Annotated in this window: 23 protein-coding genes, 1 tRNA gene and 1 pseudogene; 17 read left to right on the top strand and 8 right to left on the bottom strand. The window is 65.1% G+C overall.

Annotated elements, in window-relative coordinates:
- Nucleotides 1-7: 7 nt before the first annotated feature.
- Entirely contained in the window at nucleotides 8-418 is a 411-nt protein-coding gene (locus ACOGI7_RS06940; RefSeq protein ID WP_419851184.1) for an SCP2 sterol-binding domain-containing protein, read from the bottom strand.
- A 46-nt stretch (nucleotides 419-464) separates the two neighbouring features.
- Nucleotides 465-1,808, bottom strand: coding sequence for a protoporphyrinogen/coproporphyrinogen oxidase (locus tag ACOGI7_RS06935; protein ID WP_419851183.1), 1,344 nt, complete (start codon nucleotides 1,806-1,808; stop codon nucleotides 465-467).
- An 89-nt stretch (nucleotides 1,809-1,897) separates the two neighbouring features.
- Here ACOGI7_RS06935 and ACOGI7_RS06930 point away from each other — a divergent pair, with 89 nt between their 5' ends.
- From ACOGI7_RS06930 to ACOGI7_RS06895, 8 genes are all read left to right on the top strand, one after another.
- Nucleotides 1,898-3,211 (top strand): protoporphyrinogen/coproporphyrinogen oxidase, encoded by a 1,314-nt coding sequence (locus ACOGI7_RS06930; RefSeq protein WP_419851182.1) that lies wholly within the window; start codon nucleotides 1,898-1,900, stop codon nucleotides 3,209-3,211.
- Between the two features lie 86 nt (nucleotides 3,212-3,297).
- The gene (locus ACOGI7_RS06925; protein WP_419851181.1) at nucleotides 3,298-4,437 is read left to right on the top strand and encodes a CaiB/BaiF CoA transferase family protein; all 1,140 of its coding nucleotides are present in this window, start codon (nucleotides 3,298-3,300) and stop codon (nucleotides 4,435-4,437) included.
- A gap of 99 nt (nucleotides 4,438-4,536) precedes the next feature.
- Nucleotides 4,537-5,727: a cytochrome P450 gene (locus ACOGI7_RS06920; protein WP_419851180.1), complete on the top strand. Its 1,191-nt coding sequence runs from the start codon at nucleotides 4,537-4,539 to the stop codon at nucleotides 5,725-5,727.
- Nucleotides 5,724-6,461: a 3-oxoacyl-ACP reductase FabG gene (fabG, locus tag ACOGI7_RS06915; protein ID WP_419851179.1), complete on the top strand. Its 738-nt coding sequence runs from the start codon at nucleotides 5,724-5,726 to the stop codon at nucleotides 6,459-6,461. Before ACOGI7_RS06920 ends, fabG begins: the two co-directional genes overlap by 4 nt.
- Nucleotides 6,458-7,201, top strand: a complete 744-nt coding sequence (locus ACOGI7_RS06910) for an SDR family NAD(P)-dependent oxidoreductase (protein WP_419851178.1) — start codon at nucleotides 6,458-6,460, stop codon at nucleotides 7,199-7,201. Before fabG ends, ACOGI7_RS06910 begins: the two co-directional genes overlap by 4 nt.
- A gap of 34 nt (nucleotides 7,202-7,235) precedes the next feature.
- Nucleotides 7,236-8,342 (top strand): Zn-dependent alcohol dehydrogenase, encoded by a 1,107-nt coding sequence (locus ACOGI7_RS06905; RefSeq protein WP_419851177.1) that lies wholly within the window; start codon nucleotides 7,236-7,238, stop codon nucleotides 8,340-8,342.
- Nucleotides 8,343-8,425: 83 nt separating this feature from the next.
- Nucleotides 8,426-8,965, top strand: coding sequence for a VOC family protein (locus ACOGI7_RS06900; RefSeq protein WP_419851176.1), 540 nt, complete (start codon nucleotides 8,426-8,428; stop codon nucleotides 8,963-8,965).
- A 145-nt stretch (nucleotides 8,966-9,110) separates the two neighbouring features.
- The gene (locus tag ACOGI7_RS06895; protein WP_419851175.1) at nucleotides 9,111-9,758 is read left to right on the top strand and encodes a TetR family transcriptional regulator; all 648 of its coding nucleotides are present in this window, start codon (nucleotides 9,111-9,113) and stop codon (nucleotides 9,756-9,758) included.
- A gap of 2 nt (nucleotides 9,759-9,760) precedes the next feature.
- Here the strand turns inward: ACOGI7_RS06895 and ACOGI7_RS06890 are convergent, their stop codons facing one another.
- The 3 genes from ACOGI7_RS06890 to ACOGI7_RS06880 are packed head-to-tail and all read right to left on the bottom strand — an operon-like array spanning nucleotide 9,761 to nucleotide 13,672.
- Nucleotides 9,761-11,281, bottom strand: a complete 1,521-nt coding sequence (locus tag ACOGI7_RS06890; protein ID WP_419851174.1) for a class I adenylate-forming enzyme family protein — start codon at nucleotides 11,279-11,281, stop codon at nucleotides 9,761-9,763.
- On the bottom strand, nucleotides 11,278-11,418 hold the full coding sequence (locus ACOGI7_RS06885; protein ID WP_419851173.1) for a hypothetical protein: 141 nt from the start codon (nucleotides 11,416-11,418) through the stop codon (nucleotides 11,278-11,280). Before ACOGI7_RS06885 ends, ACOGI7_RS06890 begins: the two co-directional genes overlap by 4 nt.
- A complete protein-coding gene (locus tag ACOGI7_RS06880) occupies nucleotides 11,411-13,672 on the bottom strand; it encodes a pyruvate, phosphate dikinase (protein WP_419851172.1) in 2,262 nt (753 codons plus the stop codon). Before ACOGI7_RS06880 ends, ACOGI7_RS06885 begins: the two co-directional genes overlap by 8 nt.
- A gap of 25 nt (nucleotides 13,673-13,697) precedes the next feature.
- On the opposite strand from ACOGI7_RS06880, the gene ACOGI7_RS06875 reads away from it, so the two are divergent.
- Entirely contained in the window at nucleotides 13,698-14,909 is a 1,212-nt protein-coding gene (locus tag ACOGI7_RS06875) for an alpha/beta hydrolase (RefSeq protein ID WP_419851171.1), read from the top strand.
- Nucleotides 14,910-15,021: 112 nt separating this feature from the next.
- Here the strand turns inward: ACOGI7_RS06875 and ACOGI7_RS06870 are convergent, their stop codons facing one another.
- On the bottom strand, nucleotides 15,022-16,779 hold the full coding sequence (locus tag ACOGI7_RS06870; RefSeq protein ID WP_419851170.1) for a PEP-utilizing enzyme: 1,758 nt from the start codon (nucleotides 16,777-16,779) through the stop codon (nucleotides 15,022-15,024).
- A 31-nt stretch (nucleotides 16,780-16,810) separates the two neighbouring features.
- Complete coding sequence (locus tag ACOGI7_RS06865; protein WP_419851169.1) at nucleotides 16,811-17,857, bottom strand: LLM class flavin-dependent oxidoreductase; 1,047 nt, start codon at nucleotides 17,855-17,857, stop codon at nucleotides 16,811-16,813.
- Between the two features lie 189 nt (nucleotides 17,858-18,046).
- Between ACOGI7_RS06865 and ACOGI7_RS06860 the strand changes: the two genes are divergently transcribed.
- The 3 genes from ACOGI7_RS06860 to ACOGI7_RS06850 are packed head-to-tail and all read left to right on the top strand — an operon-like array spanning nucleotide 18,047 to nucleotide 21,818.
- Nucleotides 18,047-18,841, top strand: coding sequence for an enoyl-CoA hydratase-related protein (locus tag ACOGI7_RS06860; protein WP_419851168.1), 795 nt, complete (start codon nucleotides 18,047-18,049; stop codon nucleotides 18,839-18,841).
- Nucleotides 18,841-19,416: a histidine phosphatase family protein gene (locus ACOGI7_RS06855; protein ID WP_419851167.1), complete on the top strand. Its 576-nt coding sequence runs from the start codon at nucleotides 18,841-18,843 to the stop codon at nucleotides 19,414-19,416. Before ACOGI7_RS06860 ends, ACOGI7_RS06855 begins: the two co-directional genes overlap by 1 nt.
- Nucleotides 19,413-21,818 carry a transketolase-like TK C-terminal-containing protein gene (locus ACOGI7_RS06850; protein WP_419851476.1) on the top strand — a complete coding sequence of 802 codons (2,406 nt, stop codon included), beginning with the start codon at nucleotides 19,413-19,415 and terminating at the stop codon, nucleotides 21,816-21,818. Before ACOGI7_RS06855 ends, ACOGI7_RS06850 begins: the two co-directional genes overlap by 4 nt.
- 14 nt (nucleotides 21,819-21,832) lie before the next feature.
- On the opposite strand, the gene ACOGI7_RS06845 is transcribed toward ACOGI7_RS06850, so the two are convergent.
- The gene (locus ACOGI7_RS06845) at nucleotides 21,833-22,678 is read right to left on the bottom strand and encodes a hypothetical protein (RefSeq protein ID WP_419851166.1); all 846 of its coding nucleotides are present in this window, start codon (nucleotides 22,676-22,678) and stop codon (nucleotides 21,833-21,835) included.
- Nucleotides 22,679-22,845: 167 nt separating this feature from the next.
- Between ACOGI7_RS06845 and ACOGI7_RS06840 the strand changes: the two genes are divergently transcribed.
- From ACOGI7_RS06840 to ACOGI7_RS06820, 5 genes and pseudogenes are all read left to right on the top strand, one after another.
- Nucleotides 22,846-23,826, top strand: coding sequence for a spirocyclase AveC family protein (locus ACOGI7_RS06840; protein ID WP_419851165.1), 981 nt, complete (start codon nucleotides 22,846-22,848; stop codon nucleotides 23,824-23,826).
- A gap of 85 nt (nucleotides 23,827-23,911) precedes the next feature.
- A pseudogene (locus tag ACOGI7_RS06835) lies at nucleotides 23,912-24,157 on the top strand (catalase-peroxidase); the annotation flags it as partial.
- A gap of 138 nt (nucleotides 24,158-24,295) precedes the next feature.
- Nucleotides 24,296-24,380: transfer RNA gene (locus ACOGI7_RS06830), tRNA-Leu, on the top strand.
- A gap of 214 nt (nucleotides 24,381-24,594) precedes the next feature.
- Entirely contained in the window at nucleotides 24,595-24,759 is a 165-nt protein-coding gene (locus ACOGI7_RS06825; protein WP_419851164.1) for a hypothetical protein, read from the top strand.
- Entirely contained in the window at nucleotides 24,749-25,105 is a 357-nt protein-coding gene (locus ACOGI7_RS06820) for a type II toxin-antitoxin system PemK/MazF family toxin (RefSeq protein WP_419851163.1), read from the top strand. Before ACOGI7_RS06825 ends, ACOGI7_RS06820 begins: the two co-directional genes overlap by 11 nt.
- Nucleotides 25,106-25,390 lie beyond the last annotated feature (285 nt).

Genomic DNA, 25,390 nt, shown 5'->3' with positions numbered 1-25,390 from the left:
GGTCTCCTCAGGTCTTGTCTGCGTGCCCGCTCTCAATGCAGTAGGTGCGGTACTTCGGGAAGGCAGGCTTCATGGCAGGAAGCAGACGGAGCGCGTCCTTCATCGAGCCATGGATCGTGACTTTTCGCCGAGCGATCGCTCCGGTGAGGTTGAGGTCGCCGAGCCAGAACCGGTGCCCCGCATCGGCCTCCATGGTGAGGGTGATCTCCGCATCCGTGTCGGGGCTGGCCGGGTAAATGACCCGGTTCTCGTCACCCGTGCAGTCCACGAGGATGAAGGCCTCGGGGTCGGTGTACTTCACGAGAAACGAGGTGTCGGAGGCCGCGAACTTGGGACCGAGACTTGAATCGACGGTGATGAGGTCGAAGAAGCCGCCTTGGACGGCGTACAGCTCCTCGGCGTCTCGGAACATGCCCATTCACAGAATCCTCTCACTACCGGTAATCAAACATTGTATGGTAAACTCATGCGGGCTGCAAGTCGGATCGGATCCCGAGGAGTCGCTCGGCAGCGAGTTTCCCCGACACAGCGCACCCGTTGGTCGAGGAAGCTGAGAAGTAGTCGCCAGCCAGTTGGATCGGCGACCGGGCGTCGATGCGAGAGCCGAGTTCTCGCATGAGCGCATACGTGCCCGGGCGACTTCGGACGACGCCGCGCGGCCAGCGATCGATACGCGAGGTGACGGTCAACGCCTCGACATCGGGCACTACCTTCCGAACGGACGGAAGCATCTCGGCGAGAAGATCCCCGTCTTCGCGATCCATGCGGCTTGAACACCAGTGGTGGTGCCAGTAGGTCGCGAGCTTCCCCTTGCCCGGGGGAACGATCGACGGGCTGGCGTTGTGGTCGAGGGTCACCACGCAGAGCGCCTCGTCCTCGGCCCGGGGCACCTGGATGATCGATGCTGGCTCCTCGGGTCGTCCGTCGAGTCCGAAGTGGGCGTTGAACACCGACGCATACTCGAGGTCCCTGCGCAGTATCTCCGACGCTCGTGGGTCCAAGTCGGGGTACAACTCGGGGACGACGGCTCCGACGGTGGCGATGACGGCAGCATCGGCTACCGCGACCTCCTGCGTGCCGTTGTGTTCCCAGGTCACCTGCGCGCCCTCGCCGGTGCGGCTCACGTTCTCGACGCGACATTCAAGGCGAACATTCAGCGTCGCGGCGAGCGCTTCGGCCAAGAACCCGATGCCACCCGGGTACTGCATGAACCCGGAGCCGATGAAGTTCACTGCTGCGAAGAAGAAGTCGACCACCGACAGCCGCTCCGCCTCCGAGACGAAGAGGGCCCGGACCACTGGCTCGACGACGTACTCGCGAAGCTCGGGGGTGAGCCGCCGGGCACAGTATTCGGCGACAGTTTCAACGTCGAAGTCGGCGGCCGAGCCGAGGTTCTCGTAGCTCAGGCTGCCGCGCATGCGTAAGGCGTCGATCAGGATCGGGATTGCTCGGACTTTCGTCCGCCACGGCACCAGCCGCGTCCGGAGGACGTCACGAACGAGCTTGTCTGACCGCAGTCGATGGACGTGTCCGTCGCGCAGCGTCGCGATGATGCCGTCCGTCACGCCGAGCTGGTCGCCGATGCCGACATCGGCGGCGAGCTGCCGGATGGCGTCGTACGAGCCGGGCAAGATGTTCGCGGCCCGGTTGCAGATGAACCCGTCGACTTCCACACTGCTCATGCGACCGCCGACGTGGTCACCCGCCTCCAGGACCGTGACCCGCCATCCGGCTTCATGCAGCCGGAACCCCGCGCTGAGCCCGGTGATCCCCGCTCCGATGATGATCGCGTGCGGCGCGTCGGTCATCGATCTGCGCTCTCCTCATCCGTCCGGCTGACAGTGTCGAGATAGTCTGACATAATCCAATCAGTGATGGATAAATTCCGGGAAATCGAGTGCCTCGAGCGATAGTCGTCGGCGCCGGTGCCGCGGGCATCTCGGCAGCGTTCCGTCTTCATCAGGCTGGTTGGTCGGTCCGGGTGCTCGAGGCCTCTGAGCGCGTTGGTGGACGCTGTCGCACGATTGAGGCGGATGGCTATCGATTCGATGTGGGCGCCGGGGCGCTGCCGGACACCTACGACGCTGTGGAGCGCCTACTGGCCGACGCGAGCGTCGGCGCCCAGGTGGACCGCTTGCCGCCAGTCATAGGCACGCTGCACGATGGGGCCGTTCACCGTATCGACCGCGCGCGTCCGTGGACGTTTCTGTCGGCGGGTCACCTCAGTGCGGGGGCGAAGCTGCGGATCACGACGCTGCTCGGTCCGTTCCTTCGGATCTATCGATCGGTGAACGACTCCGACCTCGCGAGTGCGGCGCCATTCGACGTCGAATCCGTCGACCACTGGTGCCGCCGGCGAGGCGTTGACGAGCAGGTGGTGACCATGTTCATCCGCCCCCTGTGCCGGGCCCTGTTCCTGGTCGAGCCTGCCGAAACGTCGATCGTGGACCTGTTCGGAGCCATGAAGTCGGTGCTGCTGGCCGGTCGTCTGCTCACGCACTCCGATGGCGTCGGCTTCTTTCTTGATCGAATCGCGCAGCGACTCGACGTGGAGGTCTGTGCCGAGGTCAACCGGGTGTCACCCGCAGGTGGGGGAGCGAAAGTGGAGTGGACCTCCGGCAGCCTCCCGCGATCGGAGACGGTCGACGGGGTCGTGGTGGCCACGCCTGCGTCTCGGGTGCCCGACCTCGTCGAATGCCTCACACCCGCGGCGCGTCAGTACTTGTATGCGTTGTCGCACTCCAGGACGATCGTCGTCAGTCTCGGGCTGGCAACCGCCCCTGACGAGACGTCCTCGATGGTGCTGATCCCCCGCGAGATCGATCCATCCCTCCCGGTGGTCGGCCTGACTCACAACATGGCCGACGGTCGCACGCCCCCGGGTGGGGGAATCCTGACGGCGTTCTTCATGACCGACTGGAGCAACGAGCATTGGGCCGACGAAGACAACAGATTGGTCGACGGTTTCGTCGACACCCTGCGGCTCCGCTTCCCCGCCTGGCCCCTCGACTCGCTGCAAACGGCGGTCGTGACGCGATGGGATCCCGCGCTCGTCGCCTCTCGGGTGGGGACCTATCGGGATTTGGTGCACCTTCGGGAGGCGACGGGCGAGCGCTCGTCGATCCAACTTGCCGGCGACTACTTTGCCCGCTCGAGCGTCAACGCCGCAGTCACCTCAGGCGAGCTTGCCGCCGGCCGCCTGGCCCGGTGAAGGCCCGCTGTGGCCCGCCTCCGATCTCCTCGAGTATCCCAACAATGAGGGATCGTGGTGAATCGAACGGAATACGGTGACCGGTGATGGGTGAGTTCAACGCTGGGCCGCTGGATGGTATCCGGGTACTCGACATGAGCGCACTCGGTCCGGGTCCGTTCGCGACAATGATGCTCGCCGACTACGGCGCCGAAGTGATCCACGTGCTTCGGCCGGACGCGTCCGGGCCCGATCCTGCGGCGTTTCTCCGCCGGGGGAAGTCCGAGTTGGTGGTCGACATTCGCGCGCCCGACGGGCCCCACGTGATCCGCCGCCTTGCTGACGAATGCGACGTGCTGCTCGAGGGGAATCGGCCGGGCGCGATGGAGCGACGTGGGCTGGGCCCGGACGTGTTGCTCGCCCGCAATCCCGGGCTGGTCTACACCCGCCTCACGGGCTGGGGCCAGCAGGGTCCCTACGCCCAGCGTGCGGGACACGATATCAACTATCTGGCGACTTCCGGCCTGCTCGGGGCGATCGGAACCGACGAGCCTGTCGTGCCACTCGCCTTTCTCGGCGACCTTGCTTCGGGTTCGTTCATGGCCGTGATCGGGACGATCCTGGCTCTGTTCGAGCGGCAACAGACAGGCGAGGGCCAAGTCGTCGATGCATCGATCGTCGACGGCGCGACGTTGCTGTTATCAGCCGCGTTCGGCGAGCGGGCGAGTGGCATGTGGGACGGACGCCGCGGCACCCACCTGTTGTCGGGGACTGTCCCGTTCTACGGTGTCTACGAATGCGGTGACGGCAACTGGTACTCCGTCGGTGCGATCGAGCCGCAGTTCTACGCGGCGTTGATCCACGTAGTCGCTCCAGGCGAGGACCCCACCGCACAGTGGGACACCACTCGCTGGCCAGCGTTGCGCAGGCGGTTCGCTGTTGAGTTTCTCAACCGGACTCGACCCGAGTGGGACGCCGCGTTTGCGGGGGTCGACGCCTGCGTTGCTCCGGTTCTCGGTATCGACGAACTAGACGACAACGAGCATCTGGTCGAGCGACGGACCGTGCACCGGCACGGCGATCGGCTTCATAGTGGACCGGCCCCAAGGCTCTCCGCACACGTCGACACCACCTCGTCTATCGAGCCTCGTGGAGTCAACGCCGCCCAGGTGCTCGCAGAGCTCGGCGCGTCGAGCGAGGAGATCAAGGCCTGGATCGACGCTGGCGTCGTTGCGGACGCATCGTGACCGGACTTCCGTCGCTCGCACGCGCCTACGTCACCGCCTGGCCTCACTAATCAAACAGTGATAGATTTGCAGTTGCACTCGGTTGGAGGAGGCCGCTGAATGACGGATCCAGTGCAGGACTGGTTGACCGATTGGGACCACGCCGATCCGGCTTGGGCGCGGGACCCGTTCTCAATCACGGCCACGCTGCGCGACACCTGTCCGGTGGCGCGCACCGAGCGCTACGGAGGGGCCTGGTTGGTTACGACCCACGAACTGATCAGCGCAGTGGTACGGGATCACGAGGCCTTCAGCTCGCGCGAGACCGGCGTCCGCCCGCCAGGTACGAATACCAAGAAATCACCTCCAATCACCAGCGATCCGCCCGACCACGGTGAGCATCGGCGTGTCCTGTTGCCGAGCTTCGCGCCACGCTATATCGCAGGACTCGAGGACGAGCTTCGCCGATATTGCAAGAGTCTGATCGCAGCTTTGCCGGCGAACGGCCGTTTCGACGCAGCCGGGCGCTTCGCCCAGCACATTCCGACTCAAGCGGTGGCGATGTTGCTCGACTTGCCCTCCGCCGATGCCGCGACGTTCCGCGGATGGGTACGGGCGATCATGGTACAGGGACATGCCGATCCAGGGGCACGACACGATGCCATTGCTGCGCTGCAGCAGTACCTCCGCCCCCTGCTCGAAAACCGCCGAGGAGGCGACGGCACAGATGTCTTGACGATCGTCGCAAGCGAGCAGATCGACGGCGAGCCGCTGTCCGACGAGATGGCGGTCGGTATGGCGTACCTCCTCGTCGTGGCCGGTATCGACACGACGTGGAGCGCCTTGGGCACCGCGCTCTGGCATCTCGGCAGCCACCCGGCAGATCTCGCTCGGCTGGTCGCTGAGCCAGAGCTGATCCCCGGTGCGGTCGAGGAGGTGCTGCGGTTCTACGCCCCTGTCGCCGTCGGACGGATCGCCGCCAACGATGTCGACTTCGCCGGCTGTCCGATTCGGGCCGGCGAACGCCTCCTGTTGCCCTTTGTCTCCGCCAACCGGGATCCATCAGCGTTCGACCGGGCGGATGAATTCGTCATCGACCGTGCGGCCAACCGCCACGCAACGTTTGGCCTGGGGATCCACCGTTGCCTGGGCTCCCACCTCGCCCGCCTGGAGTTGCGGGTCGCGCTCGAGGAGTTCATCGGGGCGTTCCCTACGTTCCACGTGCCGAACCCTGAGGAGGTCGAGTGGACGCCCGGCCATGTCCGCGGACCGGTCGCGGTCCCGGTTGAGACCACGGGAGCAGCGCAATGACGACCGCCTTCGATTTCACCGGCCACGTCGTCGTCGTGACCGGAGCAGCGCAGGGGATCGGTGCCGCGATCACCGAGCTGTTCGTCGACGCCAATGCCTCTGTGGCTGCGATCGACCGGAACGCCTCGATGCTGGAAGAGGCCTGGTCGAGCAACGAATGCGTGAAAGTGTTCCAGGTGGACATCACCGATGCAGCAGCCACTGCCGCGGCCATCGATGCGACCATCGACTGGGCCGGAGAGGTCTCCGTCGCGATCAACAACGCTGGGATCACGCGGGATGCGGTGGTTTGGCGAATGGAGGATGAGCAATGGTCGTCGGTGCTCGACGTGCACCTCACCGGCACGTTCAACGTCACACGCGCGGTTATCCCATCGATGCGGCGACGCGGCAGCGGCCGAGTGATCAACGTCACCAGCTACACTGGGTTGCGGGGCAACATCGGCCAAGCCAACTATGCGGCAGCGAAGGCGGGAATCGTCGGTTTCACCAAGACGGTAGCCCGCGAAGTCGCAAGATTCGGCATAACCGCGAACGCGGTTTCGCCGAACGCATTGACGCCGATGGTGGAAGCGGTGCCCGAAGACGCACGAGCCAGGCTGGCCGCAGACATCCCGTTGGGACGGTTCGCTGACCCAGCCGAGATCGCTCCGGCGGTCGGCTTCCTCGCTTCCGACGAGGCCGCCTATATCACCGGTGCGGTCCTGCCCGTCGACGGCGGTATGGCTACGTGAGCGCCGCAATCGTCACCGGAGCGAGCCGCGGGATCGGTGCCGCAGTCGCTCGCGCCCTCGCGGTCGCCCAACACCAACCCGTGGTCCTGGCGGCGCGAAGCGGCGAGGCGCTCCAAGAGTTAGCTGCCGACATCGCCGATGCCGGCGGCGAGGCGCTCGCGGTCCCCACCGATGCGACGGACCATCGTGCGCTCGACCGGCTCGTGGATGTGGCGATGGATGCCTACGGGGCCGTTGGCGTGCTCGTCAACAACGCCGGAGTCCTGCCGCCACCCTCGCGCGCCGAGCAGATCGATCTCGATGTGTGGCGCCGTACGTTCGACCTGAATGTGACCGCACCCTGGTACCTGGCCTGTCGTTGCAGCGAGGTGATGCGAACCGGTGGGGGCGGTGTCATCGTGAACATGACCAGCACCGCCTCGATGTATCCGTCGGTCGGCTTCGCTGCCTACAACGCTTCGAAGGCGGGGCTTACGATGTTGACACGGACGTTGGCGTTGGAGTGGGCTAGCTACGGGATCCGCGTGGTCGGGGTGGCTCCTGGAAAGGTCGACACCGTCTTGGTCGAACCGATCGTTTCGTACATCGAGCGGAACGACCTGGCGCTCAACCCGCTCGGCCGGATCGCTCAACCAGACGAGATCGCCGACCTGGTGGTCTACCTCGTGAGCGATCGCGCTTCCTACATGACAGGCGAAGTCGTCGTCATCGACGGTGGCGAACTCCTGCGCCCGAGTTGAGCGGCGACATGCCGGGCCAGATGAGGAGAGACCAATGAGTGAGCGAGGATCCATTAGAGCAGCGGTACTCACCCAGACCCCGGGCGAATTGCGGATCGAGGATGTCGAGATCGCCGCGCCGCGCCCAGACGAGGTGCTCGTCCGCGTGGCGGCGTGTGGGCTCTGTCACAGCGATGTCCACGTGCTCGACGGCCACCTGCCAGCGGCGTTGCCGGCCGTGATCGGCCACGAGTGCGCCGGGATCGTGGAAGCCGTGGGTAGTGAGGTCACCAACGTCGGGGTCGGCGATCACGTGGTCACATGTACCTCCCAGTTCTGTGGATCGTGTCCTCGCTGCCGCGATGGCGAGACTTGGTTGTGTGCTCGCCGCCGAGCCATCGGGCGCGGCGCGGGTGACCCGCCCCTGAGCTGGTCGGACCAACCGCTCTACCCGCTTGGTTCCCTCGGCGGCCTCGCCGAGCAGATGTTGGTTCACCGCAACGCTGTCGTTGCTGTCCCGAAGGAGGTGCCGCTCGATCGCGCTGCGTTGTTGGGCTGCGCCGTACTCACCGGCGTGGGATCGGTGATCAACGGTGCGCGTGTTCGTGTGGGTGAGACGGTTGCCGTCATCGGGTGCGGCGGTGTGGGCTTGAACGTGGTCCAAGGGGCGCGGCTCGCTGGTGCGGAGCGCATCTTCGCTGTCGACACCGAGCCGGCCAAGCTCGAGCTGGCTCGTCGGTTCGGTGCGACCGACGTCGTCGATGCCAGCGCCGGACCTGGCGCCGAGGCGGTTCTCGAGGCGTCGGGAGGCGGTGTCGACCATGCATTCGAGGTGGTCGGTTTGCCGGCGACGATCGCCCAGGCGGTCGACATTGCCGCGCCCGGGCGTACCGCATACATCATCGGTGTTCCCGCGGCCGATGCTACGATTGAGATACCCGGCGGCCCGATGGTCTTCCGCCAGAAGGCGATCAGAGGGTTGATCATGGGGTCGAGTCGGTTCACCGACGACATCCCGATGTTGGCCCGCTTGTACCTGCAGGGTCGCCTCGAGCTCGACGCATTGATCGAGGAGCACATCGCATTGGATGACGTCAACGCGGGATACGAGCGCCTACGCGCGGGGACCCATGCTCGCTCCGTCGTGACCTTTGATTTCTGACGCTGTCTTGAGGTGGGTTGGCGCAGCGTAACCAAGCATTGTTAGATTCTGTCTTTGGAGGTTGGAGGATGCCCGTACACCACTTGGCCGTCGCCGCAAAGAACCTCGAGGACGTGCACCGATTCTACACCGAGGCGATGGGCTTCGAGTTGGTGAAGGTCGTGAAGCGCGAAGCCCTAGGCGGGGGCTGGACGAAGCACATCTTCTATAACATCGGCGACGGCACACTCTTTGCCATCTGGGATCTCCGTGGGCTCGAGGGGGAGCAGCTGGAGGCAGACGATTGGTCCGGAGGCATCTCCACAGGCGCGGGCCTGCCCTGGTGGGTGAACCACGTTGCGTTTCAGGTCGACAGCCGAGCCGAGCTCGATGCCAAGAAGCAACGCTGGCTCGATCATGGCCACCATGTCGTCGAGGTCGACCACGACTTCATCGTCAGTATCTACACCCGTGATCCCGACGGTTCGCTGGTCGAGTGGGCGTTGCCGACACGAGTGCTCGGCCCCGATGATCGCAGCGAGGCTGAGCGTCTCCTCGGGGACGACTCCCCGGCAACCGAGCCCGACTACGAGGGCATCGTGACCCGTTCCGCGGTGAAAGACGCTGCCCGCGCCAGCAGCTGACTCAGACGAAGCGGGGCCTCACCACGCGCCCTACCGTATCAAACAACGATGGATAATCTGGATGTGGGCTAATGCAGGCATCTTGGGTGATCTGCGTGGTACCGTGAACCCTCGTAACCAAACGTACCACGACGAGGAGCAGCCTGTGGCCCGACCGAAAGTTTCGCTGGTCTCGCAGCGAAAGACGCTGGATGTCGCACTGGCGATCGCAGACCGCGAAGGGTTGGAAGCGCTGACGATCCGCCGCTTGGCGGAGGAGTTGGGCATCAACGGTGCCTCGCTCTACCACCACTTCCGGAACAAGGACGAGATTCTTGTCGGCGTCGCGACGCTCGCCCTCGAGGGAGTGCGCACGCCCACAGATCCCGCTGCCGATTGGCAGGAGTGGCTGCTGCAGAACCTACTCGAGTTCCGTCGTGCCTTGTTGGCGCACCCGAATCTGATGCCGTTGCTCGTACGACGCCACGCGATGCGTATCGGCCTCCGTGAACACAACGCGACAGCCGCGCTCCTCGCGGTCCAAGGTGTCACCCGCGAGCTTGTTCTCCCGTTGCTCGAAAGCCTCGAGGCGTTGGCGATTGGCACCGTCATGTATGCCAGCCCAATCGATGCTGCCGAAGACACCGACGATGCCCCCGACTGGCAAGAGGACTACCCGCATCTCTTCGCGCTCGCCCGTCAGGCGAGCATGGACCACGACGAGACGTTCGACCTCGTGGCGCGATCGATCATCGCGGGCTTTGCGGCGCTCATCGACGCGACGAACGGAGAACCGACGCCGGCCGGCGCATAGCCCTACCGATCAGCGCTCCCATAGCGCTCCCGAAGCTCGACCTTGGCCACCTTGCCGGTGACGTTGCGAGGCAGCTCATCGACGATCTCGAGCGCGTGCGGCAGTTTGTATCGAGCGACTCGGTCGCCGATGGCCTCGTGGATGTCTTCCAGTGTGGGTGCCGCGCCGGGTGCCGCGACCACGATGGCAAGACCGACCTCACCCCATTTCTCGTCGGGGATCCCGATGATGGCGACTTCTGCCACCGCTGGGGAGTCGAGAACGAGTCGCTCGACCTCCGAGGGGTAGATGTTCTCGCCGCCCGATTTGTACATGTCCTTGGCGCGGTCGGCAAGGAAGTAGTTGCCCGCTTCGTCTTTCCATGCCATGTCGCCGGTCTTGAACCAGCCGTCAGAGAAGAACTCGGCGTTGTCGAGACCCCAGTAGCCGGGTGTGACGCTGGGCCCCTTCACCCAGATCTCGCCGATGGCACCGTTCTCCACGTCGTTCCCGCAGTCGTCGACGAGGCGGACGGCCTGGTGCAGTACGGGACGGCCGACCGAGCCCGCGAGCATTAGTTCGGGGTCAGGGGGTGATATCGCCAAGGTTGCGGGGCCGAGCTCGGTGCTGCCGTAGTGGGCTTCGAGCTTGATGCCCTTGGCGAGGAAGGTCTTGACGAGGTCGGCCGACGCCGCCCCGCCACCGACGACCGCGATGCGGACCGCGGAGAGGTCGGCATCGCGGAACTCCGGCAAGGCGGCGATCTCTTGGTACATGACCGGCACGGCGGCGATGTGGGTGGCGGGGTTGGCGGGATCGGTCATGGCGGCTAGCGCCGCTGCGGGGTCGAAGCGAGCGGCCGTCGTGACCCGGGCGCCGTTCATCAGTGCGGGGTTCGCCGTGGAGTTGAGCCCGCCAGCATGGAAGAGCGGGAGCGGGTTGTAGACGTTGACTCCAGCGGCTGTCAGCCCCTTGGGTTGGACACCGTTCGCCATGTTCCACGTCAGCGTGCCGAAAGTGCAGATCACACCCTTCGGGAGGCCTGTCGTTCCCGAGGTGTACAGCAGCTGGCACGGGGTTGCCATGGTGTTGTCCGTCCCAGGCGGCATCGGCTGGTGGGCCGCGAGAAGCTCGTCCAGTCCAGTGGTGTCGAAGACGAGGTCTGCGGGGGAGCGGGTGAGGATCTGGTGGGTGCGCGCCGCCCAGACCTGGTCATGGATCATCGCCACCGGCGCGGCGTCCGCGCAGATGGTGACGAGTTCGTCGACTTGGAGCCTCCAGTTGAGCGGCACGAAGATCGCGCCGAGACGGAAGCAGGCGAACTGGATCTCGAAGATGCTGGGGTGGGTCTCGGCAAGCACGGCGACGCGTTCTCCACGTTGCACTCCAGCCTGTCCCAGCGCGGTGGCGAGGCGTCCGACGCGGTCGTTCAGTCGCTCCCAAGTCCACTTCTCTCCGCTGTCGGCGTCGACGAGGGCGACGTTGTCAGGAGTGCGACTCGCGTGATGGTCGACCCAGTCATGGGCGATCGTGTCTGAGGTCAAACCGCTGCCTCCAGTTCTGCCTCCGGGCCATGGTCGGCGAACAGGTTGCCACAGAACGAACCGGCGATGATGTGGCCAACCTCGAGGATGCGCAGCCCGGGGAGCGCTCCGCCCGTCGTGTTGGACTCCTCAGGCACGACCGGCTTCGACTTCGTCGCGGCGGGTTCGCCCGGCCAGACGGATGAGCTCTTCATGGAACTCGAACCAGACGGTGTGATAGGAGTCGAGAAGCGGGTGTGCCATGTAGTTGCGGTCGCCTCCCTCGAGCCGCGAGAGGGCGCGGGTGAACCGTCTCGTGTAGTCCGCCATGTGCTCGGCGAGCGCAGCGGTTTCCTCGACGATGGCGCTCACGGCCGGGTGGACATCGTCACGAAGCGTGCGGATCAACGACTGGTCATAGGCGGTGTCTGCGTGGTCGTTGACCACGGTTTCGCCCCCGATCGTGCGCATCTGCCAGCGGGTCACGAGTTCTTTGAATTCGAGGTTGGGAACATGGAACCGGTCGACGATGGCTCCGAGTGCTGCTCGTTCGGCGGGGCTGGGCGATCCGGCCATCGACGCGGTGGCGCTGGCGGCGTGCTCGGTCGGCTTCCACACTCCTGCACCTTCGGTTACCAGACCGTTCGCTTCGGCCTGACCCAAGACGGCCGCCGTCGCGGCCTCGGTGGCGGCGAGGGCGTCGGCGAGGACCGCGGCCGTTGCCGCGCCCTTGATCGAGAGGAGGCGAAGGAGCGACTCGAGCTCGGGTTGTTCACCGTCGATCAGCTCGGCCTCGTCGGCGCCTGGGGTTGCGCCCTCCTGGGCCCATCGCTTGATGATCGCGACCTCTGGGAGGGGAGAGAGGTCGCCAGCGTGTGCTCCGAGCAGGAGCTCGCCGGAGGACCCGTCGATGGTCACCGTCGTGCCGATCTCGACGTGTCGACCGGCACAGATGATGCCGGTGGCGGTGACGTCGACGTCGTCGGCCCCGACGACGGCTGGCAGTCCCCAGGCGCGGGCGACGACGGCCGCGTGGCTGACCATGCCTCCGAGTGAGGTCAACAGGCCGGTGGCGATTGCCATGCCGTGGACGTCTCGCGGAGAGGTTTCCGGTCGAGCGAGGATGACGGCTGTGCCTCCCTCGGCCTCGCGGATTGCCCGATCGATGTCGGTGTGGAGTACCCCGGTAACACGGCCGGGCGACGCGGGGAGTCCGGTCGCGAGCACCTCGGGTGCCCAACCAGCCGCGGTGGGCATCGATGCGCGCATTGGCGGGTTGTCGAACAGAGGGCGACACCGCTCCACGGCTTCGTGCCGCTCGAGCGGGAAGCTCGGATCCTCCGCCATGTCCAATGCGGTTCTGAAGACTGCAGCTGGGCTGCGCTTGCCGACCCGAGCTTGAAGGAGCCAGAGCTTGCCCTCCTCCACAGTGAACTCCAGGTCCACCATGTCGCGATACTCATACTCGAGCTCGCTGGCGAGCTCGACGAGTTGCTCGTAGGCATGGGGCCAGATCATTGCCATCGCGTCGAGAGCCTCGGTCCGGTAGGTGCCCGAGACGACGTCCTCGCCTTGGGCACCGACGAGGAAGTCTCCGGTGATGCCGGATTCGCCGGTGGACGGGTGGCGAGTGAAGGCGACTCCGGTGCCGGAGTCGGGGCCGAGGTTGCCAAAGACCATCCGTTGGATCGAGCAGGCCGTACCGAGATCCTCGGCAATGCCTTCGTGCTGGCGGTAGGCGACGGCTCTCGGTGCGGTCCAGGAACCGAAGACTGCCTTGACGGCCTCGATGAGTTGGCGGGCGGGGTCCGTCGGGACCACGTAGTCGGCATTGGTGAGTGCGTCGCGGAGCTCCTGAGCGGTTGGGGCGGGCTCGGAGCCGGCTGCCGGTCCAAGAGTTCCGTCCGGCACACCTTCGACGATTTCTGCGTAGGCCAGCACGAAACGCCGATGGGCATCGGCGGCGAACTCGCGATCGCCCGTCTCGGCGGCCAGGGCGGCCTCGACCTCGTCGTTCATGCCGACGTTGAGCACGGTGTCCATCATTCCTGGCATGGAAACCGCTGCCCCGGAGCGAACGCTCACGAGCAACGGTCGATCGATGGAGCCGAGTCTCCGCGAGGACCGATCCTCGAGGTCGCGGAGCCCGGCGCTCACCGCGTCCTCAAGTGCACCGGACCAACCTGAGGCACGGTAGGCACGGCATGCCTCGGTGGTTAGGGTGAAGCCCGGCGGTACCGGAAGGCCGCGCTGGGTCATTTCCGCGAGACTGGCACCCTTCCCTCCGAGGAGCGCGTGGCGTTCCTGTCGGTCGACTTCAGGCGGCTCAGCGAACGGGTGATGAATCGGTGTGGGCTTGCCCCCGCGCGACAGCACCTTTCCGATCTTGCGTAGCCCGTCGTGTACTCCCATTAATCTAACAGTGTATGGTAAGTTCTTGAAAGTGTCGAGACAGGAAAAGGGCATCGTGTCGCACTACAAACGGGAGCCTTATCTGATCGTCCACACCGAGCAATCGCAACGAAAGGACGTCTACGGCGCGATCGGGAGCAACGTGGTCCTGCAGGCGCAGCACCTTCGAGGGGAGACCCAGGCCGACACGGCCATCATCGGCATGCATCCGATCGGAGCTCCGGGCTACCTGCCGATGTTTTCGCAGCTGGGTCGCTCGGGCTTCGACGTGGTCGCATGCGCGACACGGTTTTCGACCGGTGACGCTTCTCTGCAGATGGAGAGTGTGTTGGCCGATCTCGGGGCCTGTGTGCGCGATACGCGGGAGCGCCTCGGGTACGAGAAGGTCGTCCTTGCCGGCTGGAGCGGTGGTGGCGCGGTGATGGCGGGGTACGTCGCAGAGAGCACGCAACGGGTTATCACCACAACCGCCTCCGGCGAGCGGACCCCGTTGGTCGACGCCGAGCTCCTGCCGGTAGACGGTCTTCTACTCATGGCCACGCATCGAAGCCGCCACCATCTCCTCACCGGCCAGCTCGACGCCTCGATCACAGATGAGCAGCGTCCCGATGTGGGACGTCGACCAGAGTTCGATCTCTACGATCCGGACAACGCGGCTCAACCGCCATACAGCGATGGGTTTTTGAGCGAGTATCGCGAAGCGCAGCTGGAAAGGAACCGTCGGATCACGTTCTGGGTCAAGGAGCAACTCGCTGCGTTGGTCGCCGAAGAGCGCTTCGCTGAGGAGCGAAGCTTCGTGGTCCATGGCACCATGGCGGACCCTCGTTGGCTCGATGTCACCGTGGATCCGAATGACCGCAAGCCCAACATGACCTATATGGGCGAACCTGGCGTGGTCAACAACTCACCGGCCGGGCTGGGGCGTTTCACGTCGCTCCGGAGTTGGCTCAGCCAGTGGAGCTATGACGACGCGCAGGTAGACATCGTGGACGCGGGGCCACGGATCCACATCCCGACGTTGCTCATCACCGCCGGTGCCGACGATGCGTGCCCAGTGGAACACACAGCGCAGATCGAAGCCGCCATCGCCTCCTCGGACTTCTCGAGTTACACAGTGGCTCACGCCGACCACTACTTCGCCGGCCCCGACGGACGCGCCCACCTCGCAGAAGCCCTTGGCGAGATCGGCTCGTGGATGAGTGATCGCGGCTTCCGGACTCGGGAAGCATCGGCGTGAGCACGTGCACGTGCACGAGACTCGCCGAGCTGAGCTCATCGACGCCCTCGGGCCGTTGCGGATGCAACATCGGTCGGTGAACCCACCGACCCGAAGTAACACGCGGCCGGCTTCAGGCGACCGCGAGCACGATGCCACGGTCGCCATCCACTCGCAGAACCTGTCCGTCCTTGATGGTCTCGGTGGCCTTCTGTACGTTCAGCACGGCAGGAATTCCGAACTCCCGAGCGATGATCGCGGGGTGGCTCATAGGGCCGCCCGCATCACACACCAATGCCCCGATCTTGGGGAATAGCATCGACCAGATCGGCGAGGTGATCGGGCACACCATCACGTCGCCGTCCTCCAGCTTGTTGAAGTCATGCTCGCCGCCGATGATCCGGGCCGGACCCTCGTAGACGCCGGTGGACGCAGCGACGCCATCGAACCGGAGCGCGCCCGGCTCGGTCTCCACCGCCGCGGTCGCTGCGGCGGCTGCGGCATCGCCGTCGTCTGACGCGTCCGCGCCGGCACCGCCCTTCTCGACCAACCAAAGCAGAGCGCCCATCGTTTCTGCCACCCTCGGCGGGAAGAGTGCAACGTCAGGCGGCTTAGCGGGTTTGCCGAACTCGCGCGGCGGCTCGGGTGTGTCCGAGGTGCGGTGCTCATAGCGGGTCGCAGCCAGCTCACGAGGGTTGTCCGGGACGGCGGGGCTCTCTGGGCCGGCGGTCAACAAGGCGGCGACTTCTTCGACCTCGAGGTCGAAGGCGTGTTCAGCTGTTTCGAGATGTCCTCGGGCGACCAGACGGCTGCCCAACTCGAGGCCAATGAAGCGAGCGGCGGCCGCGGGAAGCGCGACTGTCGCGGTTTCGTTGCCCTCACGGATTGGGGCCGCCTTCTGTGCGAGAGCGATTCGTGCCCGTGTGGAAGCCGTGTCGCCGAGGGCATCGAGGACACGGGTCTCGGCCGCCTCTCGCTGTCGTGTCTGTTGCTTCCGGTGATCCGGCGTGCCGGACGGGCTGTCGAGCTGGGTTTGCAGCGCCGACAGGATCCAGTCCGGTCGCTCGCCGACGGTCGGGAAGGCGACCTGGTAGCGGATCGCTCGCCGGCCCCAGAAGGAGAGGTACTCCTCGAGGGCATCGCCCACGGCGGGGTCGATGTCTCGCACATCGTCGAGCGTCGTCGCGTGGCGGAGCAGGTCCTCTGCGGCCGCAGCACGTACGTGATCCACGATGTTCTGCTGTGCAGCGGCGGGGCCCGTCGTCGCATCACTCAAGCCGACGAAGAGCCCGGCGAACTCCGCCGTACTGAACCCGTGGTCCGCCGTGAGCTCTCGCCCAAGGATGGAGATGGCGTGGATGCCCGCGCCATGCAGGTGGAAGTGCACCTTCATGCAAGCGCCTGCGTGGTCCATCGCTTCGACGGCGAGGCTTGCGAGGTCGGCATCGCTGAGGCCGGGGAGGTCCGCGGAGAGCAGTCGGTCTGCTTCCGCGAGCAGGGCCGACTCTCCTTCGGTGATCCAGTCGTCGATGACGCCTGCCCAGTAGTTCGTGTCGTAGTCCCAATCGAGGGCCTTCACCCGCCGGCGGAATTCGGGAATGACCTTGAGCGCAAGCGGCATTACGATCCGCGCGAGCCATCGCGGCGGCTGGGGCAGGTTTCGCCCGCCGATCGGGATGACACCGAAGTACACGCACCCGTCGATCTCACGTATCCCGACGCCTTGGATGAGCCAGCCCCGGTCTCGAGCGAGCTCTTCGATACCTCGCGCGTAGTCGTGCACCATGATGCGGCTGCACCACCGCGAGAGCCTGCCGGGCCAGTGCACGTCCTCGCGTTCCCAGTGAAGCCCGCCGGGATCCAGCGTCTCCCAGTTGTCGATTGCCCCCATGTGGCCCCCTCTGGCCCGTTTGACTTGCCCGTTACTTGTCAGCGAGAGCTGGCAGGACCTCGTCGCCCAGCAGCTGCACCATCTCGAGGTATTCGCCAGCGGGCAGCCCACCCATGTCGACATAGCAGAGGTGGAGCGATGCGCCAAGCATGTCGCCGAGCTTGTGGAGCCTCTCAGCGACCTCTGCGGGGCTTCCGACCACGGCAGGGCCGCTGGCACAGAGCCACTCGTAGTCGAACCCCTTCAACAGGAACTCCGGAACGTTGGGGTTCACCTTCTTCAGGAGGTCTTGAGTCCACGCGTGGTAGCCGCGATAGCGCGGCTCCCAGCGCGCACGCGCTTCCTGGCTCGTCTTGGCGACGTTGAGATGCCAGCTCGCGCCGATCTCGGGCTCGTGGTGGTGACCAGCGTCGGAGAAGGCCTCGAGGTAGACGTCGACGGCCCCGCGGAACTTCTCTGGGGGCCCGAACGCGCTGGGCAGCATGATTTTGAGGCCGAGCTGGCCGGTGATGCGGGCCGTATCCTCCGAGCTGCCGCCTCCGACCCAGATCGGTGGGGTGCCCTGCTGAAGCGGCTTGGGCATCAGCGGCTCGCCGTTGATCGGCGGCCGGAACTCGCCCTGCCAGTGGGTCTCCTCGCCGCTCCACAGTCGGCAGAGCAGGTCGAGGTTCTCGTCGAAGCGAGCCCGAGACTCGTCGACGCTCTGGCCGAAGAGCTCATATGTGGAAGCGAAGAAGTTGCCACGCCCGACGACGATGTCGACCCGGCCGTTCGAGATCACGTCAACGGTGGCATAGTCCTCGGCCAAGCGAAAGGCATCGAGGTTGGCGAGCAGCGCGACGGCCGTCGACAGGCGGAGCTGGGTGGTCTGGGTTGCAATCGCGCCGAGCACGACAGGTGGGGCCGAGAGTTCGTAGCCCAGGCCATGGTGCTCTCCGAGGTTGATGCTGTGAAAGCCGAGTGCATCGGCGAGGACAGCCGAGTCGAGCAACATGTCGTAGCGCTCTTTCGGCGTCATCGTCGTGCCGGTGACTGGGTCTGGCAGACGATCACCGAGGGTCATCAGGCTGAGCTTCATGTCCGGCTCCCGAACGTCTCGCCGGCCGCGTGTCGAACCGGTCTGGCGACAATTTAACAAACGATGTTTGGTTTTGCAATGTCGAGCTGACTAGTCTCTTGCCAGAGTCACCAGCGGGAGCCGTGTGTTGCCTTTGGCAAACGACTCCCAACCGTGCCCGCCACTGTTCGGTTCCGCTGCGAGGTACCCATGACGATCACAGCACACCACCATCCCGACGGCGTACTCGAGCTCGTGATCGAGCACCCACCCGTCAACGCACTCTGCATCGCCGATCTGCACGATCTCGCCGATCGGCTCGCTGAGGTCGAACGCCGACCCGATGTCTGCGCCGTGCTGCTGCGTGCAGAGGGGAAGGGGTTCTGCGGTGGCGGCGATGTAAAGGAAGTACAGGCGTTGTCGGGCCACGACGGCATCCTTGGCCAAGCCAGCGGGTCACAAGAAGCTAGCTTCGCGGCAGCCGAATGCGCCGTCCCGGTCATCGCCGCGGTCCATGGGTACTGCATCGGCGTCGGTGTCTTGATCGTTGCGATGTGCGACATCATCGTTGCCGCCTACGGCACACGCTTCGTCCTGGCCGAGGTGGACAACGGCGCCACCAGCGGCGGGGTTCAGGCAGCGGCCTTGTTGCCGGAGAAGCGATTGCGCGCCGCAATGCTGACTGCTGAACCCTTCAGCGCCGAGGAGCTTCAGGCATACGGGAGCGTCTACCGGCTGGTCGAGGAGTCGTCGCTGCGCGAGGAGGCGATGGGCCTGGCCCAGACGATCGCGAACAAATCGCCCATTGTGGTGCGGCACCTCAAGCGGGCGCTGAACGGATCAGCCGGGTTGGCCGAGATCCTAACTCGGTACCGCGCCGAACTCAGCTACACCTACGAGCTCAATCTGCTCGGCGAGGCCGCAGAACGCCGAGGCGACTTCCTATCGGGTCACCGCGCCGGCTACCTGTCCGACACAGAGTCCGACGCCGCGGAGGGCGAGTAGTGGAGCTGATACTCATCCGTCATGGGGAAGCCTCCCCGATCGAGTTCGATCCGACGGGAGCAGACCCTGACCTGAGTGAACTAGGTCGGGCCCAGGCTGCAGCCATGGCGGACTACCTCGCCCGCGAACAGATCGATGCGCTGTGGTCCAGCCCGATGAAGAGAGCTTGGCAGACCGCCGAAGCGCTCTCGGCCACCATCGGTGTCGCCCCGAAGACCGATGATCGGCTGGCAGAGTTCGACCGTGACGACCCGTCCTATATGCCGCCAGATCGCGGCCGCATGACAGCGGAGTACCGAGACCACGTCCAGTCGAAGCTGGAGGACCCAGGGTTCATCAGCCAGGTCGTCGAGTGCACCGATGCACTCGTGGCCAACCACCCCGGGCAACGAGTCGCTGCGGTCTGTCACGGCGGCGTGGTCATGCATGCCATCGCCCATCTGGTGGGCGCCCCGCAGGTGGCAAGCGCGGTCGCGGCGGACTACACCGCGCTCGCACGCGTCATGGTCAGTCGTTCTGGCCAAGTGTCGTTGAAGACCCTGAACGAGGCGCCGTGGCTTCGATCCGCAACATGACCGTTGAGCCCGGCGCAGCGCAGCCGAACGAGGCGGTCGCACGACTCGAAACACTGCGGCAGATCGAGCAGCGCGTGCTCTGGCTCGCCACCCGAATCGTTGATGTGGCGAACCGACGCGGCGGCGGGCAAATCAAGGTCGGAGGTCACCAAGCTTCGTGCGCATCGATGGTCTCGATCATGACGGCGCTGTGGTTCGACCACCTCCACAGCGCCGACAAGGTCGCCGTCAAACCGCATGCGTCGCCGGTGTTCCACGCCATCCAGTACCTGATCGGGGAGCTCGATCGGTCCTACCTGCCGACCCTGCGACAGCGCGGCGGCCTCCAGGCCTACCCGTCGAGGACCAAGGATCCCGATGTCACCGACTACTCGACCGGCTCGGTGGGGCTCGGCGCCGTTGCCCCGTTGTTCTCGGCACTCACGCGGCGCTACGTCAACTCACACTTCGGTGAGCGCGAACGGTCGCGGTTCTTCGCGCTCGTCGGCGATGCCGAGCTCGACGAGGGCAACGTGTGGGAGGCGATCGCCGATCCTGCCACCGAGGGCCTGGCCGATTTCACCATGATCGTCGACCTCAACCGGCAGAGCTTGGATCGGGTCGTACCCGACATCGCCGCGCAGCGGCTGAAGCGGTTCTTCGCCGATGCCGGGTGGTATGTCGCCGAAGCAAAGTACGGCTCTCGGCTGACCGCGGCGTTCGCGGAACCCGACGGAGACGCTCTCCGCGCCCACATCGATGCCATGTCGAACGAGGCATACCAAGCACTCTTCACGCTGCGCCCGGCTGAGGTCCGGGCAAAGCTGTGCAGTGAGGCAGACACGGCGGTGTTCAGACTTGCCGACCGACACAGCGATGAGGAGCTGGCGACGTTGGTCACCGACCTCGGTGGTCACGACCTCGAACTGCTCTCGCGAAAGCTGCGCGAGTGTGACGGTGTCCGCGACAAGCCTGCAGTGCTGTTCGCCTACACCATCAAGGGGTGGGGCTTGCCCATCGCGGGCGACCCGCTGAATCACGCGAGCCTGCTCACCGCAGATCAAATCGACGCCCTCAGGGCCACAGTAGGTCTCGAGCCGACAAACGAGTGGGATCCATTCCCACATGGATCGGGCCCGGCCGAACTGTGTGACCGCATCGGACGAGCGCTCAGGAACTCGCGAGACCGTCGCCGGTGCAAGTACGACGTGCCCCAAAAAAGTCGTCCTGTGGTTACGAATGGTGAGGTATCGACCCAAGAGGCCTTCGGTCGTGTCCTTGCGTCGCTTGCCGAGGTCGAGGAGCTGGGTCCCAGGATCGTGACGACCTCGCCCGATGTGTCGATTTCGACGAACCTCGGCGGATGGATCAACAAGACCGGCGTTTATGCACCCACCGTCCGCGACGACCACGGCGGCGGTGACCGCCTGTTGAAGTGGGCGCCGACGCCCGGCGGTCGCCACATCGAGTTGGGCATCAGCGAGATGAACCTCTTCATGCTGTTGGGCCAACTCGGCCTGAGTCATGAGCACCACGGAGAACGGCTCTTTCCGATCGGGACCGTGTATGACCCATTCGTGCTACGAGGGCTCGACGCCCTCATCTACGGGATTTACAACGATGCTCGCTTCATCGTCACTGGTACTCCGTCGGGCGTCACGCTGGCCCCCGAAGGGGGAGCCCACCAGTCCACTATCACTGCGTCGGTCGGCGCGGAGTTGCCCGGGCTCCACTACGCTGAGCCTGCGTTTGCAACCGAGGTCGATTGGCTGTTGTGTGACGCGCTCGACCAGCTTTGGAGAGCAGACGGGTCGAGCACCTACCTCCGCCTCTCCACCCGTCCCATCGACCAGGGACCCTTCGCTGCCGCCCTGGACCGCATTGGCGAGGAGCAGCTGCGCCGGAGCGTCCTCGCGGGGGGCTACCGACTCATCGACCCGGAGCCAGACGACCGGCCCGCGGTCACCTTGGTCAGCACCGGCGCCGTAGTGACAGAAACGATCGCGGCCGCGGCCGAACTCGATGAGGAGGGCGTCACCGCCACGGTCGTCCACCTGACGAGTCCAGATCGCGTGTACCGAAGCTGGCGGGGGACCTATGCCGGTATGGTCCGTGACGTCTCAACGGTTCGCGAACCGAGCCATCTGCATCGGCTCGTGCCCTCCGGCGAGCGTTTGCGGCCGATCGTGAGCGTCCACGACGCGGCCAGCCACAGCCTCGCCTGGATCGGGTCGGCCCTCGGAAGCCCCCAACTCGCCCTTGGGGTGGATCGATTCGGTGAGTCGGGAACGATCGCAGACCTGTACGAACTGGTCGGAATTGTCGCGGGAAGCATCGTCAACGCAGCACTGATCGCGATCAATGAGGCAGTCCCACGAGTCCACGATCCCCTTTCGTGGGTGGACCGTGAGCGCGATGGCTGAGGGTCCGGCGGCGCCTATCCGGCGCCTACCGCGGCCTGGCGGTCGTGGGTGACTGAGGAGCGCTCTGGTTGCTCGGTGTCGGTCGCTGCGGCGATGGTGATGATCTTCACCACAAACAATGCGAGCGCGAGCATGACGAAGAAGGCGGGGTAGGTCGCCTTGAAGCCGAGGTTCGTGTTCAGCGTGATGTACAGCGGGAACGCTGTCGCCAAGTTGACGGTGCCGTCGGCCATCGGCACGAGTGCGACCACGCCCACGACCCGCCAGCCGTGTAGGTACGGCCGCAACCGGTAGATGGCGGTCGCGGCGGCGAGCGGCATCAGCGCATTCACGATGGGCCACATCAGGGGTAGGCGGAAGGGAGTGAACGGTTGCGCTCCGTAGTAGGTGTAGAGGTCCATGTAGAGACCTGGTGTCTCGGTCGGGATATTGATGATGGTGAAGGCGAGGTACATCAGCCATATCTCTCGCGTCGAGACGCCTCGTTCCATCCGGTGCCAGACCAGGAACGTCTGTCCGCCGACGAACCACACGTAGACGATCAGGAAGACCGGGAGGGGTCGTCCGAAGACCTCGAGGAGCACCCACTGACCCTCGCGGGGAAACCACACCAGGCCGAGCACATCGACGATGGGTTCGATGAGGATCGCCACGGCGCCGCCCACCAGGCACAGCAGCGGGATCGGAGTGCTGTACCGGCGCAGCATCCGCACCGCGATGATGATCATGATCGTGGCCGGAATCGCCTGACCGATGGTGAATACCGCCTGCCAGGTGGTGTCCATCTCCATGCCCACGGGTGGCTGAGGGAACGAGTTGATGTCCATGGCGACCTCCTCGGCATTCAGCGACAGCGTCAAACTAACACTGATCGATTACTCTTCGCCAGAGTTGCCGCAGTGCCGGCGGGTGCCATGGACATCAGCTCGTCCCGAACCAAACGTCGCTAGATTGCGGAACGCGACTCGGCTAGTCTCGCGTGGGTGAAAGACCCCCGGACTGAGCCTGGCTGCACGGAGATGACGCCATGACGCCCGCGACGGCCACGAGTGAGCGCGGCCCAACCGGCAGGGGCCAGACGGAATCTGCCAGCTCGGGGTCGCTGGCCTGGTCGATGCTCGGCCTGGTCTGGATGGCGCTCGTCGTATATGTGCTCGGACGGTGGGTCGCTGACAGTGAAGCGTTTTCGCCGATGCCGATCGCGGGACCCGACGAGATCAGCCCCTACAAGGTGGCGGCGCTCCGGCTAATCGAGTTCGTCAGCGTCGTCCTGATCGTCTGGACGTTCTATCGCTACTTGTATCTGCCGTGGCGAGAAGCGGGTCGACTGACCCTGTCCGGCATGTTGGTGGTCGGCGGGTTGCTGGCGTACCCGATCGACACCATGATCAACTACTCGGAGTACGCGTTTGCGTGGAGCCACCACGCCATCAACCTCGGGGCGTGGGCCGAATACGTTCCCGGCCACAACGGGCCGACCCGATTTGCAGAGGGCCTGTTCTGGGCGCCGTCGCAATACCTGTACCTCGGCATCGGTCTCGGATCGTTACAGCTCGCCGGTATTCGATGGCTGCGGCGCCGGAATCCCTCATGGTCGTTCGCTCGGGCGATGGCTCCGACCTTCGCCGTCTTGTGTCTCATTGACCTCGTTGTGGAGTGGTCGTTCATCGGGCTCGAGATCTACTCCTATCCGCGCAGCTGGGAGGTGCTGACGCTCAATGCCGGCAGCCAGTACCAATTCCCGTTATTCGAGATGGTGTTCGTCGCGACCTACGCGAGTTTCTACACCTTGGTCCTGCACTCTGAGGAGGTGAACGGGGCAGGCCGGTCGTTCATCGAGCGCGGGGCAGCCCGGCTGCCCGCGGGCCTGCAGCAGCCGGCTCGCTTGTTCGCGGCGATCGGGTACGCCCCAACCGCCGCGTTCGTGGGGTTCTTCGGACCGTGGATGGTGGTCGCGGAGACTGCCGATGTCGTAGCTCCGGTGCCTTCATACCTTGGCTTCGGGTGATCGGCGTCGGGTTCGCCTGCTGCGGTCCGAGCGTCCGACGCGACGGGGATGTCGCCGAGCAGACCGACGTGGAAAGCTCCCCCGTCTCCTCACCATGGACACCGAGTGGCAGGCCTCAGTCGACCAGCCCGGCGTCTACGAGGGCCGGGACTCCGCAGCCGGCGAGCTCCGCTGGACGGCCACCGCGGCCGACCTGGTGTTTGGCTCCAACTCGCAGCTCAGGGCCATAGCCGAGGTGTACGGCTGCGACGACGGCGAGGAGAAGTTCGCCAGTGATTTCGCCTCAGCCTGGGCCAAGGTCATGAACCTGGATCGGTTCGACCTGACCTGAGCCCAGCCACGGCCAGCCGGCCAGCGGGATCCCCCCTCTCCCGCTGGCCGGCAGCCGTATAGGCCCGTTGGCAATCTCATAGAGTCCCGGGCACCCGCCGCGATAGGGTGCCCTCTGCGCCGGTTTCCCGGCGTCCACGTCGGAGTGGCGGAATTGGCAGACGCGCTAGCTTGAGGGGCTAGTGCCCAATACGGGCGTGGGGGTTCAAGTCCCCCCTCCGACACCGAAAGCTCGGGCCCTTCGTGGCGCCGCATGACATAGCACCAATCAGTTGTGCCCATGCCCTCTTTTGACGCTGACGCTGATCGAAACCACTGTGCATTGTGGGGTAGCCGTGGTAGTCTACTTTTATAGCGCCTTCGAAGACGACAACTTTGCGGGTCCCGAGCGAGTTGCGGGACGAAATCGCGTGGATCGCTGAACAGCGAGGAACGTCCATGGTTGACGTTGTGGCCGACGCGGTACATCAGCTCGGCCGTGACGAGTGGTGGTCGTCGGTGCGGGATGCGCTCGATGATCTGGCCCCGTCGGAGGTTGACGCCTACCAGATGGAGAGCAGGCGGTTGGATGCTGCCGCAGTAGACGGTTTGGATGAACACTGAGGGGCGGTTCGCTCGGGGTGATGTGTGGTCGGTGGATTTTGGTGCCGACCACGAGCATCCCGAGCAGGCTTTTCGTCGTCCGGCGCTGATTGTCTCCGACGACCGCTTACACCATCCGAATCTGAAGATGGTGATCGTGGTACCGGGCACGTCCACCATTCGCTCGGTGCCGCTTCATGTCGTGGTTGAACCTGATGTAGGCACCGGCCTTGTTGCCGCCACTGCGTTCCAGGTCGAACAGGTTCGGGCGGTATCGACTCATCGTTTCGTGGAACGGCTAGGTCGGCTCGATCCCATGTACCTGCGAGCGATAGACGAGATCCTGCGAAACGCTCTCAGCCTGTGATGGTCGACCAGCGACCACCCGCCGACTGCCGCGGTGGCAGCGTGGGCCGGCAAGCACAGCTCAGGTGTTGCCTGGGCTTGGTCTCGGAGCGATTCAAAGTATGCAGTGTCGGTTTTTGCCGCAATGGGGGAGTGGGCGCCTTCAAGGAGTGCCTGTCGAAGTCGGCCACGGTGACCGTCGGGCAGTGGCACGTTCATCGTGGCCATAGCCCCAAAATCTAGCGTGTGGGCCAACCTTGCCGATACATGCCTGTTGACATGGAGATTGACCGTCCTGGGGATCGAT

The organism is Candidatus Poriferisocius sp. (genome assembly GCF_965204145.1).
Taxonomy (GTDB): Bacteria; Actinomycetota; Acidimicrobiia; order Acidimicrobiales; family Bin134; genus Poriferisocius.
Note: the sequence above shows the minus strand (reverse complement) of the source record. Positions and strands in the feature narration are given on the sequence as shown.